General features: G+C 40.7%; 10 protein-coding genes and 7 tRNA genes. 13 read left to right on the top strand and 4 right to left on the bottom strand.

Annotated elements, in window-relative coordinates:
* Window position 1: 1 nt before the first annotated feature.
* From H7T98_RS08405 to H7T98_RS08355, 11 genes are all read left to right on the top strand, one after another.
* A tRNA-Phe gene (locus H7T98_RS08405) sits at window positions 2-74 on the top strand.
* Window positions 75-88: 14 nt separating this feature from the next.
* Window positions 89-169 (top strand) — tRNA-Tyr (locus H7T98_RS08400).
* A 5-nt stretch (window positions 170-174) separates the two neighbouring features.
* Window positions 175-245, top strand: a tRNA-Trp gene (locus H7T98_RS08395).
* 11 nt (window positions 246-256) lie between these two features.
* A tRNA-His gene (locus H7T98_RS08390) sits at window positions 257-329 on the top strand.
* 8 nt (window positions 330-337) lie between these two features.
* A tRNA-Gln gene (locus H7T98_RS08385) sits at window positions 338-409 on the top strand.
* 9 nt (window positions 410-418) lie between these two features.
* Window positions 419-502: transfer RNA gene (locus H7T98_RS08380), tRNA-Leu, on the top strand.
* 51 nt (window positions 503-553) lie between these two features.
* Window positions 554-4,948, top strand: a complete 4,395-nt coding sequence (locus tag H7T98_RS08375; protein WP_175057360.1) for a PolC-type DNA polymerase III — start codon at window positions 554-556, stop codon at window positions 4,946-4,948.
* 163 nt (window positions 4,949-5,111) lie between these two features.
* Window positions 5,112-6,353 (top strand): aminopeptidase, encoded by a 1,242-nt coding sequence (locus H7T98_RS08370; RefSeq protein WP_201061662.1) that lies wholly within the window; start codon window positions 5,112-5,114, stop codon window positions 6,351-6,353.
* Window positions 6,354-6,372: 19 nt separating this feature from the next.
* Window positions 6,373-6,603 (top strand): GlsB/YeaQ/YmgE family stress response membrane protein, encoded by a 231-nt coding sequence (locus H7T98_RS08365; protein ID WP_002886331.1) that lies wholly within the window; start codon window positions 6,373-6,375, stop codon window positions 6,601-6,603.
* A 132-nt stretch (window positions 6,604-6,735) separates the two neighbouring features.
* Window positions 6,736-7,164, top strand: coding sequence for a MarR family winged helix-turn-helix transcriptional regulator (locus H7T98_RS08360; RefSeq protein WP_022496768.1), 429 nt, complete (start codon window positions 6,736-6,738; stop codon window positions 7,162-7,164).
* An 87-nt stretch (window positions 7,165-7,251) separates the two neighbouring features.
* The gene (locus H7T98_RS08355; RefSeq protein WP_022496767.1) at window positions 7,252-7,797 is read left to right on the top strand and encodes an NAD(P)H-dependent oxidoreductase; all 546 of its coding nucleotides are present in this window, start codon (window positions 7,252-7,254) and stop codon (window positions 7,795-7,797) included.
* A gap of 88 nt (window positions 7,798-7,885) precedes the next feature.
* Here H7T98_RS08355 and H7T98_RS08350 read toward each other — a convergent pair.
* The 3 genes from H7T98_RS08350 to ahpC all read right to left on the bottom strand — a co-directional run bounded on the left by H7T98_RS08350 (window position 7,886) and on the right by ahpC (window position 10,241).
* Window positions 7,886-7,956: transfer RNA gene (locus H7T98_RS08350), tRNA-Cys, on the bottom strand.
* A 175-nt stretch (window positions 7,957-8,131) separates the two neighbouring features.
* On the bottom strand, window positions 8,132-9,664 hold the full coding sequence (gene ahpF / locus H7T98_RS08345) for an alkyl hydroperoxide reductase subunit F (RefSeq protein ID WP_175057361.1): 1,533 nt from the start codon (window positions 9,662-9,664) through the stop codon (window positions 8,132-8,134).
* A gap of 16 nt (window positions 9,665-9,680) precedes the next feature.
* Window positions 9,681-10,241 (bottom strand): alkyl hydroperoxide reductase subunit C, encoded by a 561-nt coding sequence (ahpC, locus tag H7T98_RS08340; RefSeq protein WP_022496765.1) that lies wholly within the window; start codon window positions 10,239-10,241, stop codon window positions 9,681-9,683.
* A 272-nt stretch (window positions 10,242-10,513) separates the two neighbouring features.
* Here ahpC and rpsB point away from each other — a divergent pair, with 272 nt between their 5' ends.
* Both rpsB and tsf read left to right on the top strand, forming a co-directional pair.
* Entirely contained in the window at window positions 10,514-11,281 is a 768-nt protein-coding gene (rpsB, locus tag H7T98_RS08335; protein WP_002886342.1) for a 30S ribosomal protein S2, read from the top strand.
* A 110-nt stretch (window positions 11,282-11,391) separates the two neighbouring features.
* Complete coding sequence (gene tsf, locus H7T98_RS08330; protein WP_002886343.1) at window positions 11,392-12,432, top strand: translation elongation factor Ts; 1,041 nt, start codon at window positions 11,392-11,394, stop codon at window positions 12,430-12,432.
* A gap of 107 nt (window positions 12,433-12,539) precedes the next feature.
* Here the strand turns inward: tsf and H7T98_RS08325 are convergent, their stop codons facing one another.
* Window positions 12,540-13,010, bottom strand: coding sequence for a COG2426 family protein (locus H7T98_RS08325; protein WP_070439737.1), 471 nt, complete (start codon window positions 13,008-13,010; stop codon window positions 12,540-12,542).
* Window positions 13,011-13,061 lie beyond the last annotated feature (51 nt).

Genomic DNA, 13,061 nt, shown 5'->3' with positions numbered 1-13,061 from the left:
TGGCTCGGTAGCTCAGTTGGTAGAGCAATGGATTGAAGCTCCATGTGTCGGCGGTTCGATTCCGTCTCGCGCCATTTGTTTATATTTTGGAAGGGTAGCGAAGAGGCTAAACGCGGCGGACTGTAAATCCGCTCCTTCGGGTTCGGGGGTTCGAATCCCTCCCCTTCCATAGTTACGGGCATAGTTTAAAGGTAGAACTAAGGTCTCCAAAACCTTCAGTGTGGGTTCAATTCCTACTGCCCGTGTTAGTAAAGTGGCGAATGTGGTGAAGTGGTTAACACATCAGATTGTGGCTCTGACATTCGGGGGTTCGATTCCCCTCATTCGCCTATATTTTTGGGGTATAGCCAAGCGGTAAGGCAAGGGACTTTGACTCCCTCATGCGTTGGTTCGAATCCAGCTACCCCAGTTATACTTTGCCGGCGTGGCGGAATTGGCAGACGCGCTGGACTCAAAATCCAGTGTCCGCAAGGACGTGCCGGTTCGACCCCGGCCGCCGGTATAAGTTACACTCCTTTAGGAGTGTTTTTTTGTCTATAGGAGTTTAATTTTTATGTCTGATAAATTTCAGCTTCTCTTAAAGCAAATTCGTTTTCCTGAGGAACACGATGCTTTTAAAGAAATTAAAGATGGTTCTATCGAAACAGTAAAACTATTTAAATCAAAACGGCAGTGGTTTTTTGTTTTTTCTTTTCCTAGTGTTCTTTCTTATGAGTCTTTTGTGCTTTTTGATAGTTTACTTCATTCTTCCTTCAATTCTTTAGGTGCCAAAGCTTCTTTTGAGATTCGTTTATTTTCTACTTCTTGCGATGATTCTTTACTTGAAGATTATTTTTCATATGCCTTAGATAGTTTAAAAGTTTCTCACTTTTCTATTTATTCTTTATTCTCAAATCTAAAGGTTGAAATTTCAAATAATAGTATTTGTGTTAAGGCTCCAGCGCATATTATTAAAGAAAATTTACAGGATAGGTTTATTTCTTTGATTTCTAAATCTCTTTCTCAAGTTGGTTTATCTGACGTATCAATTTCTGTTCTTGAAGATAAGGAAGCGTCATCTTCTTTAGAAGAGGCTTACGAAACAAACAAGGTTTCTTTACAAGAACAAGCTGAATCTCAGGCAAGACAGGCTCTTCAATCTATTCTTGAGAGTGCTCCAACACCGAAACCTGTGAACGAACCGGACCAAAATTTTGCTGAGAAACAAAGTCAACGTCAAGCTAGTTTTGATAAGGCTGAAATAACGCCAATGGTTGATATTAATTCTGAAGAGAATCGTGTTGTTTTTGAAGGATATATTTTTGATGTAGAGCAACGCGAAACTAAGACGGGTCGAATTATTATTAATTTCAAGGTAACTGATTATACCTCTAGTTTTGCAATGCAGCGCTGGGTCAAAGATAGTGATGAGCTTGCTAAGTTCGATATGATAAAAAAGGGGAACTGGGTAAGAGTTCGCGGTCGTATTGAGAATAATCCTTTCACTCATAGCCTGACAATGAATGTACAAGATATCAAAGAGATTTCGCACACACCTCGCAAGGATTTGATGCCTGAGGGACAAAAGCGTGTGGAATTTCATGCACATACTAACATGTCGACTATGGATGCCATGCCAACTGTGGAAGAGCTTATTGACACTGCTGCTTCTTGGGGGCATCCAGCTGTTGCTATAACTGATCACGCTAATGTTCAGAGTTTTCCTCATGGCTACCATAGGGCTAAGAAAGCTGGTATTAAAGCTATTTTTGGTCTTGAAGCCAATCTTGTTGAGGATAAAGTTCCTATTGTTTATAATTCCCAGAATTTGGAATTAAAAGAAGCAACTTATGTTGTATTTGACGTTGAGACAACGGGCTTGTCTGCTGTTCATAATGATTTGATTCAGATTGCGGCATCAAAAATGCATAAAGGTAATATTATTGAGCAATTTGATGAATTTATAGACCCAGGGCATCCTCTTTCTGCTTTTACTACTGAGTTGACAGGTATTACTGATAATCATGTAAAAGGTGCTAAACCTTTAGTCCAAGTTTTACAGGAGTTTCAAGAATTCTGTCAAGGAACTGTGCTAGTAGCCCATAATGCGACCTTTGACGTTGGTTTTATGAATGCCAATTATGAAAGACATCAGTTACCAACAATTTCACAACCAGTTATTGATACTTTAGAATTTGCACGAAATCTTTATCCTGAGTATAAGCGTCATGGTTTGGGTCCTTTGACGAAGCGGTTTGGTGTGGCTTTAGATCACCACCACATGGCCAATTATGATGCGGAAGCAACGGGCCGTTTGTTGTTTATCTTCATAAAAGATGTGTTTGATAAGCACGGTTTGACTAATTTGGAACAGTTGAACACGGATTTGGTTTCTGAAGATTCGTATAAAAAGTCTCGTGTTAAACATGCGACGCTGTATGTTCAGAATCAAACTGGCTTGAAGAATATCTTTAAGTTGGTAAGTTTATCAAATGTCTCATACTTTGAGGGGGTAGCACGTATTCCTCGTACGGTCTTAGATGAGTATCGTGAGGGAATCATTGTAGGTTCTGCTTGTGCTGATGGTGAGGTTTTTGATACGCTTCTGTCTCATGGTATTGACAAGGCAGTTGAAGTTGCTAAATATTATGACTTTATTGAAGTTATGCCACCAGCGATTTATGCACCATTGATTGCGAAGGACTTAATTAAGGATGAGGTGGCTATAGAACAACTGATTCGAGATTTGATTGAAGTTGCTAATCGTCTGGACAAGCCTGTGCTTGCTACAGGAAATGTACATTATATCAATCCTGAGGATGCGATTTATCGTGAAATCATTGTTCGTGCTTTGGGACAAGGAGCAATGATTAATAGGCCAATCGGTAAGGGAGAAAATGCGAAACCTGCTCCTTTACCTGAAGCGCATTTTAGAACAACGAATGAGATGCTAGATGACTTTGCCTTTTTGGGAAAAGACTTAGCCTATGAAATTGTTGTAACTAATACGCAGGCTATGGCAGACCAAATTGAAGAGGTCGAGGTTGTCAAAAAAGACTTGTACACACCTTTCATTGATCGTGCGGAAGAACAGGTTGCGGAGATGACATATGCTAGAGCGTTTGAGCTCTATGGTAATCCTTTGCCTGATATTATTGATCTGCGAATTGAGAAAGAGTTGTCCTCAATTCTTGGTAATGGTTTTGCCGTAATTTACCTGGCTTCGCAGATGTTGGTTAACCGTTCAAATGAACGTGGGTACCTAGTTGGTTCGCGTGGATCTGTCGGTTCTAGTTTTGTTGCGACGATGATTGGAATTACTGAGGTTAATCCGATGCCGCCACACTATTTATGTCCTAAATGTCAACACTCGGAGTTCATTACAGATGGTTCTTATGGATCTGGCTTCGATTTGCCTGATAAGGAGTGTTCGGAATGTGGAACGGAGTATAAAAAAGATGGTCAGGATATTCCTTTCGAGACTTTCCTAGGTTTTGATGGGGATAAGGTTCCGGATATCGATTTGAACTTTTCCGGTGATGATCAACCATCAGCCCACTTGGATGTTCGTGATATTTTTGGAGAGCAATATGCTTTTCGTGCTGGAACAGTAGGTACTGTTGCAGATCGGACGGCTTATGGTTTTGTCAAAGGTTACGAACGTGACTACAATAAGTTTTACCGTGATGCCGAGGTCGATCGTCTGGCCATGGGGGCCGCTGGGGTTAAGCGAAACACAGGTCAGCACCCGGGTGGTATTGTTGTTATTCCAAATTATATGGATGTCTATGATTTCACACCTGTTCAATATCCGGCTGATGATGTAACGGCTGCCTGGCAGACGACTCACTTTAATTTCCACGATATCGATGAGAACGTGTTGAAGCTTGATATTCTGGGACATGATGATCCGACTATGATTCGTAAGTTGCAGGATTTATCAGGAATCGATCCAAAAGATATTCGAGCAGATGATCCAGATGTAATGAAACTTTTTTCAGGGACTGATATTTTAGGGGTAACACCTGAACAGATTGGGACACCAACGGGAATGTTGGGAATCCCTGAGTTTGGGACTAACTTTGTTCGTGGTATGGTCGACGAGACGCATCCGACGACCTTTGCGGAACTCTTACAGTTATCTGGTTTGTCCCACGGAACAGACGTTTGGTTAGGTAATGCACAAGATTTGATTAAGGAAGGTATCGCCACTCTGAAAACAGTTATCGGTTGTCGTGATGATATCATGGTATACCTAATGCATGCGGGATTAGATCCTAAGATGGCCTTCACAATCATGGAACGTGTGCGTAAGGGGATGTGGTTGAAGATTTCCGAAGAAGAGCGTAATTGCTATATTCAAGCTATGCGTGAAAATAATGTTCCAGACTGGTACATTGAATCTTGTGGTAAAATCAAATACATGTTCCCTAAAGCCCATGCGGCAGCCTACGTTATGATGGCCCTACGTGTAGCTTATTTCAAAGTGCACCATCCTATTTATTACTATTGTGCCTACTTCTCGATTCGAGCTAAAGCATTTGAGCTTAAGACGATGTCTGCGGGTCTTGATGCTGTTAAAGCTCGAATGGAAGATATTAAGGAGAAGCGCCAACGAAATGAAGCGACTAATGTTGAAAATGACTTATTTACGACGCTTGAAATTGTCAATGAAATGTTAGAACGTGGCTTTACCTTTGGTCAGTTGGATCTTTATAAGAGTCAGGCAACTGAATTTTTGATTGAAGGAGATACCTTGATTCCACCGTTTATTGCACTTGAAGGTTTGGGTGAGAATGTTGCTAAGCAAGTGGTTGCTGCGCGTGAAGAAGGGGAGTTCCTTTCCAAGACAGAATTGCGTAAACGAGGAGGCCTATCATCAACCTTGGTTGAAAAATTGGATGAAATGGGAATCCTAGGAAATATGCCAGAAGATAATCAATTAAGTCTTTTTGATGATTTCTTTTAATGGCTGAAGAGAATTGTCATCAACTTTGAGAGAATGGAGTCAGTCTCCGTTCTCTTTTTGTTTAGGGGGCTGCATGTGATGCTAAAAAGCCAAAGCTGAGAGGAAACCTTTTTCTTCGTCTTATGGTATACTGATAGAAAATTATAGTTTCAAGGAGTTAATCATGGTTTTACCAAATTTTAAAGAAAATCTTGAGAAATATGCTAAATTACTGGTTGCTAATGGGATTAATGTGCAACCTGGTCACACAGTGGCTTTGAGCATTGATGTAGAACAAGCAGAGCTAGCACACCTCTTAGTTAAAGAAGCCTATGCTCTAGGAGCAGCTGAGGTAATCGTTCAATGGTCAGATGATATTATTAATCGCGAGCGCTTCTTGCATGCTGATATGGACCGCATCGAAGAGGTTCCTGCCTATAAAAAAGCTGAGATGGAATATTTGTTGGCCAAGAAGGCAAGTCGCTTAGGTGTTCGTTCATCAGATCCAGGTGCCCTTAATGGTGTAGCTCCTGAACGTTTATCTGCTCATGCTAAAGCTACTGGAGTGGCTTTTAAACCTATGCAGGTGGCAACTCAGTCTAATAAGGTTAGTTGGACTGTAGCTGCTGCAGCTGGTAAGGAATGGGCTAAGAAGGTCTTTCCCGATGCTGCGAGTGATGAGGAAGCTGTAGATTTACTTTGGGACCAAATTTTCAAGACTTGTCGTGTCTATGAAGAGGACCCTGTACGTGCTTGGAAGGAACATGCTGATCGCTTGGATGCTAAAGCACGCCTACTCAATGAAGCACAATTCTCAGCCTTACACTATCAAGCACCTGGAACAGATTTGACTCTAGGATTGCCTAAAAACCATGTTTGGGAGTCTGCAGGTGCCATTAATACGCAAGGTGAAGGTTTCCTTCCTAATATGCCAACAGAAGAGGTCTTTACGGCACCAGATTTTCGTCGTGCAGATGGTTATGTCTCAAGCACAAAGCCTCTAAGCTACAATGGTAATATTATTGAGGGAATCAAGGTAACCTTCAAAGATGGTGAAATTGTAGATATCACAGCGGACCAAGGTGATGAAGTGATGAAGAATCTCGTCTTCAACAATAATGGGGCGCGTGCTCTAGGTGAATGTGCTTTGGTACCAGATCCAAGTCCTATTTCACAGTCAGGCATCACTTTCTTTAACACTCTTTTTGATGAGAATGCATCCAACCACCTAGCTATTGGAGCAGCCTATGCTACCAGTGTTGAGGGAGGGGCAGACATGACAGAAGAGGAGCTTAAGGAAGCTGGTCTTAATCGTTCTGATGTACACGTAGACTTTATGATTGGTTCAAATCAAATGGATATTGATGGTATCCGCCAAGATGGTAGTCGTGTACCGATCTTCCGAAATGGGGATTGGGTAATCTAAGTATGAGGGAGAATTTATCATGATTGGAAGTATGATAGTTGGTTTTCTAATTGGCCTTATTGCCTCTGCTATATCAAATAGGGGTGAACATATGGGCTGTATTGGTAAGACCTTTGTTGGATGGCTAGGTGCTTTTGTTGGTCAGCTTCTTTTTGGAAATTGGGGACCGATGCTAGCAGATACTGCTATCGTTCCTTCAGTACTAGGTGCTGTTATCTTATTAGCCCTTTTTTGGAATCGTAATAGTTAGAAATGAAAGAGTTCTGAGGTATTGGTTAGATATCTAAGGACTCTTTTTTCTTATTTTTTCATTTTCATATACCACTTTTAGAAAAACTGTGGTAGAGTAATAAAAACAGCATCTATTTGGAAAGGACTAGAAATGAGTGACTTAGATAAAAACATGGCTGTAAAAAGTATGGTAGTTATGCGTAAGGCTTTTCGTACCATCGATGCCAAGGTTTCTGAGACCTTTAAAGAATTTAATTTGACACCAACTCAATTTGGAGTCATGGACGTGCTTAATGCTAAAGGACGTATGAAAATTGGCGAATTAATTGACTGCATGCTTGCCACCTCCGGGAATATGACTGTCGTCATTAAAAATATGGAGAAAAAAGGTTGGTTGACGCGAGAAGCCTGCCAAACAGATAAGCGTGCTTTCGAGGTTGATTTGACGGATGAGGGCCGTCGTATTATTCAAGCAGCAATCCCGCCACATCAACGAGCTATTGAGGAGACTTTTTCCGTTCTGACACCTGAAGAGCAGGCACAGTTGGTAGAGCTCCTGAAAAAATTTAAGAATGTCTGAGCATATTTCTTTATATTTCTAATGGAATTATATATATTACTATGTAGTAGTAAAAATCAATTATTAGAAATACAAAGGAAACGTATCATGAAAAACATTTTATTTATCGTTGGATCTCTTCGCAAGGGATCATTTAACCACCAATTAGCAGAAGAAGCTGAGAAAATGTTAGCTGGTAAAGCTAATGTTTCTTATCTTGACTATAGTCAAGTACCTGTTTTTAATCAGGATTTAGAAAGTCCAGTTCTTCCAGTTTTGGCAGAAGTTCGAGAACAGGTCTTGGCAGCAGACGCAATTTGGATTTTCTCACCGGTTTATAATTTCTCAATTCCTGGGCCAGTGAAAAATTTGCTTGACTGGTTGAGCCGTGCCCTTGACCTATCAGATCCTTCAGGGCCATCAGCTCTTCAAGATAAGATTGTAACCGTGTCATCAGTTGCTAATGGTGGTCACAATCAACTTTTTGATGCCTACAAAGACTTGTTACCATTTATCCGTACCCAAGTGGTTGGTGATTTTACAGCGACACGTGTAAATGATACAGCCTGGGCAGATGGGAAATTCCTAGCAACTGAAGAAGTTCTTGAAAGCCTTCAGAATCAAGCGGAAGCTTTGATTGAAGCGATTAAATAAGAATAATGAATACCCGAGGTTTCTAGCTTCGGGTATTTTTATATGCAATAATGAAAAAAAGACACCCTAAGGTGTCTTCGTATTATGAAGGCGGTAGACGGATTTGAACCGACGATCAAGCTTTTGCAGAGCCGTGCCTTACCACTTGGCTATACCGCCATAACAGATACCATTCTATCGAAAAAAAAAAGATTCGTCAAGTCTCTTTCATCAAATTGACTGGTTGATTATTCAAACTGCCTATTTACAAGAAACATAAAGAGGTTGAAAGACATTCAACCTCTTCATATTAATTATAACTGTTGAAGATAGATTACTAACACGCAAGTGTTGATTATTGTCTAATCAAGTAATCAAATGCTCCGATAGCAGCTGTAGCACCAGACCCCATGGAGATAATGATTTGCTTGTAGGCACTATCTGTACAGTCACCTGCAGCAAAAATACCAGGGATATTTGTTGAACCAAATTTATCAACGATAATTTCTTGGCGCTCATTGAGTTCAATACCACTATCTTTGAGCCAAGCAGTATTTGGTACAAGACCAATTTGAACAAAGACACCTTCAAGATCAAGATGTTTTTCTTCGTTTGTATCACGCTCAACGTAATTCAAACCAGTTACATGATCTTGACCAACAATTTCTTTGGTTGCAACGTTCTTAAGAATGGTTAGATTATCAGTTTTAGCAGCTCGTTCTTGTAAGACTTGATCTGCCTTTAATTCAGGTAAGAACTCTAAGACCGTAACATGTTTAGTAATGCCAGCTAAATCTAAAGCCGCTTCCAAACCTGAGTTACCACCACCGATAACTGCAACATTCTTCCCTTCAAATAGTGGACCATCACAGTGTGGGCAGTAAGTAACACCTTTATTGCGGAATTCTTCCTCGCCAGGAACGTTGATATTACGCCATTTGGCTCCGAGAGCCAGGATGGCAGTTTTGGATTTTAAAACGGCACCGTTAGCCAGTGTCACTTCAATAAGTTCTTTCTTTTCGATGCCAGTAGCTAATTGACTTTTGATGATATCAACATCATAAGATTTCGTATGCTCTTCAACTTGGGCCATTAACTTAGGACCTTCTGTATATAGCGTACCAATCATGTTCTCAATGCCGACTGTCTCGATAACTTGTCCACCAAAGGTTTCTGCTAAAAGACCAGTTTTTAAACCTTTACGGGCAGCATAGATGGCCGCACTGTTTCCAGCAGGGCCACCACCAATAACCAAAACATCATAGACACCTTTATCAGCGAAAGCATCAGCATCAAGTGGTCCGTCCAATTTTTCTACAAGCTGTTCAATGGTTGCACGACCAGATGTAAATTCTTCTTGGTCTTTGTAAACCGTAGGAACAGACATGATACCTTTAGCTTTGACCTCATCCTGATACATCCCACCTTCAATCATGGTGTGAGTGATATTTGGGTTCAAAACAGCCATTATATTAAAGGCTTGAACAACGTCTGGACAATTGTGACATGTTAATGAAACATAAGTCTCTAAATCGATGGTTTTATCAATCTTCTTGATACGTTCGATAGTGTCCTTATCAACTTTAGGTGGACGACCAGAAACTTGCAAGAGAGCTAAAATGAAAGATGTGAATTCGTGGCCCATTGGTAAGCCTGAGAAAATAACACGACTTTTTTGCCCTTTTTGTGTAATACCAAAACTAGGTTGACGTTTTAAATGTGTTGATTCAAGACTAATACGGTCAGACATAGCGGCAATCTCGTCTAGAAATTCTTTTACTTTTCGAGAATTATCGTCATCCCCTAAATCCGTTTGTAATACAATATCAGATTCTAGTAAATTTAAATATTGTGCTAATTGCGTCTTGATTTCTTTATCTAAGACCATGGATACCCCCTGGTTGTTAAATTTTACCTACAAGATCTAAGCTAGGAGTAAGTGTTTCAGCTCCTTCTTTCCATTTGGCTGGACAAACTTCACCTGGATGTTGGCGAATATATTGAGCAGCACGGACTTTATCAATAAGAGTGCTTGCATCCCGTCCGATACCGTCAGCGTTAATTTCCATCATTTGGATAACGCCATCTGGATCAATGATGAATGTACCACGTTGTGCGAGACCATCTTGCCCAAGAACATCAAAGCCTTGTGAGATGTGGTGTGAAGGATCTCCAATCATAGGATAAGTAATAGTTCCAACAACATCTGAGTCATCATGCCAAGCTTTGTGAACAAAGTGAGTGTCAGTAGAGACAGAGTAAACCTCTACACCAAGAGATTTAAGAGCTTCATATTGTTCTTGAAGGTCACCGAGTTCAGTTGGGCAGACAAATGAAAAATCTGCAGGGTAGAAGCAGAAAACAGCCCATTTTCCCTTAATATCTTCATCTGTAACAGTAATGAATTCCCCGTTGTGGTAAGCTTGTGCTGAAAATTCAATAATTTCTTTTCCGACTAATGACAAAATAATGTCCTCCTCTATTTTTGATAGCCTAATTATAAACAAAATACTTATCAACCTCAAAGAAAACGATTGCAATTTTAATACGGGTGAATTTTTTCTAATGGTCAGACTGATTTTAGAGCTTGTCAAATGTCACTTTTTTTGATAAACTACTATAGTTGCGTAAAGTGACAAATACTCATTCTAAGCCGATTGTGGTCTTGTTGCCGCAGGGTGGGACTGCAAGTCTAAAGCTTAGAAGAGGAAAAAACAATTTTTAAGGAGAAATACTCATGGCAGTAATTTCAATGAAACAACTTCTTGAGGCTGGTGTTCACTTCGGTCACCAAACTCGTCGCTGGAATCCTAAGATGGCTAAGTACATCTTCACAGAACGTAACGGGATCCACGTTATCGACTTGCAACAAACTGTAAAAATGGCTGATACAGCTTACGAATTCGTTCGTGAAGCAGCAGCTAACGATGCAGTAATCTTGTTCGTTGGTACTAAAAAACAAGCAGCTGAAGCAGTAGCTGAAGAAGCAACTCGTGCTGGTCAATACTACATCAACCACCGTTGGTTGGGTGGTACTCTTACAAACTGGGATACTATCCAAAAACGTATCGCTCGTTTGAAAGAAATCAAACAAATGGAAGCTGATGGAACTTTCGAAGTTCTTCCTAAGAAAGAAGTTGCACTTCTTAACAAACAACGTGCACGTCTTGAAAAATTCTTGGGTGGTATCGAAGATATGCCTCGCATTCCAGATGTAATCTACATCGTTGACCCACACAAAGAACAAATCGCTGTTAAAGAAGCTAAAAAACTTGGTATCCCAGTTGTAGCGATGGTTGATACAAACGCTGATCCAGATGAGATCGATGTAATCATCCCAGCTAACGATGACGCTATCCGTGCCGTTAAATTGATCACTTCAAAAATGGCTGATGCTATCATCGAAGGTAACCAAGGTGAAGATGCTTCTGCAGATTTCCAAGAAGCAGCTGCAGCTGATTCAATCGAAGAAATCGTTGAAGTTGTCGAAGGTGACAACAACTAATCTTTAAGATTGGTTAGGGCTCGATGCCTACTAAAGATACGACAAACACCTAAGGGGCGGGGCTCAGCCCTGCCCCTTAGTTTGATAAAATAAATTTGGAGAAAAACAAAATGGCAGAAATTACAGCTAAACTTGTTAAAGAATTGCGTGAAAAATCTGGTGCTGGTGTCATGGACGCTAAAAAAGCATTGGTTGAAGTTGAAGGTGATATCGAAAAAGCGATTGAATTGCTTCGCGAAAAAGGTATGGCTAAAGCAGCTAAGAAAGCTGACCGTGTTGCAGCTGAAGGTTTGACTGGTGTTTACGTTAACGGTAACGTTGCAGCAGTTGTTGAAGTTAATGCTGAAACTGACTTCGTTGCGAAGAACGCTCAATTCGTTGAGTTGGTAAACGAAACAGCTAAAGTAATTGCTGAAGGTAAACCAGCTAACAACGAAGAAGCACTTGCATTGACTATGCCTTCAGGTGAAACTCTTGAAGCTGCATACGTAACTGCTACAGCTACTATCGGTGAAAAGATTTCATTCCGTCGTTTTGCAGTTGTTGAGAAAACTGATGCACAACACTTCGGAGCTTACCAACACAACGGTGGACGTATCGGTGTTGTTTCAGTTATCGAAGGTGGAGATGATGCTCTTGCAAAACAAATCTCAATGCACATCGCAGCGATGAAACCAACTGTTCTTTCATACACTGAATTGGACGAACAATTTGTTAAAGATGAATTGGCACAACTTAACCACGCTATCGATCAAGATAACGAAAGCCGTGCTATGGTTAACAAACCAGCTCTTCCACACCTTAAATATGGTTCTAAAGCTCAATTGACTGATGCTGTTCTTGCTCAAGCTGAAGAAGATATCAAAGCTGAGTTGGCTGCTGAAGGTAAACCAGAAAAAATCTGGGATAAAATCATCCCAGGTAAAATGGACCGCTTCTTGCTTGACAACACTAAAGTTGACCAAGCATACACACTTCTTGCTCAAGTTTACATCATGGACGACAGCAAAACAGTTGAAGCTTACCTTGAATCAGTAAACGCTTCAGTAGTAGAATTCGTTCGCTTTGAAGTTGGTGAAGGTATCGAAAAAGCATCTAACGACTTTGAATCAGAAGTTGCAGCTACAATGGCAGCAGCTCTTAACAACTAATTCTAGTTGCTAGATAAAAAGAAAAGAAGTTACGTGAATGAATCGTAGCTTCTTTTTTTGTTGCTATTAAAAAACGTCTGAGTATGCCCCAGACGTTGAAAAAGTAATTAATGAGCGAAGGTATTTACACCAAGTAGAAGAGAGAGTGTTCCCATGATGATACCTGCAAGGATAACCCCAAGCATAACAGCAATAACACTACGTTTAAAGTCCCAATCTAGGATAGATGCTGCTAGGGTACCAGTCCAAGCTCCTGTTCCTGGAAGCGGGATTCCCACAAAAAGTAGAAGGGCCCAGAAGACACCCTTATCTCCGGCAGCTTTTTCAAGTTTTTGGCCACCACTGTGACCTTTTTTAAGACACCAGGTAAAGAAGCCACCAATCAGAGGTTTGTCTGCCCCCCATTCGAGAACATGGCGGGCGAAGAAAAAGATAATTGGAACTGGAATCATGTTCCCAATGACACAAAGAATTAGGGCTTGCCACCAAGGAATACCTGAGGCGATAGCAACAGGTACGGCTCCACGGAGCTCAACTAAAGGAATCATAGAGATTAAGAGTGCAATGATGTATTTCATGAGTAACCTTTCATAGGGAAATAAATAAGAGATATGAGCTTTATCGAGAGT

It is taken from the genome of Streptococcus sp. 23.2 (assembly GCF_016648665.1).
Taxonomy (GTDB): Bacteria; Bacillota; Bacilli; order Lactobacillales; family Streptococcaceae; genus Streptococcus; species Streptococcus salivarius_E.
The sequence above is the reverse complement of the archived record's forward strand: the minus strand, read 5'-3'. Positions and strand labels throughout refer to the sequence as shown.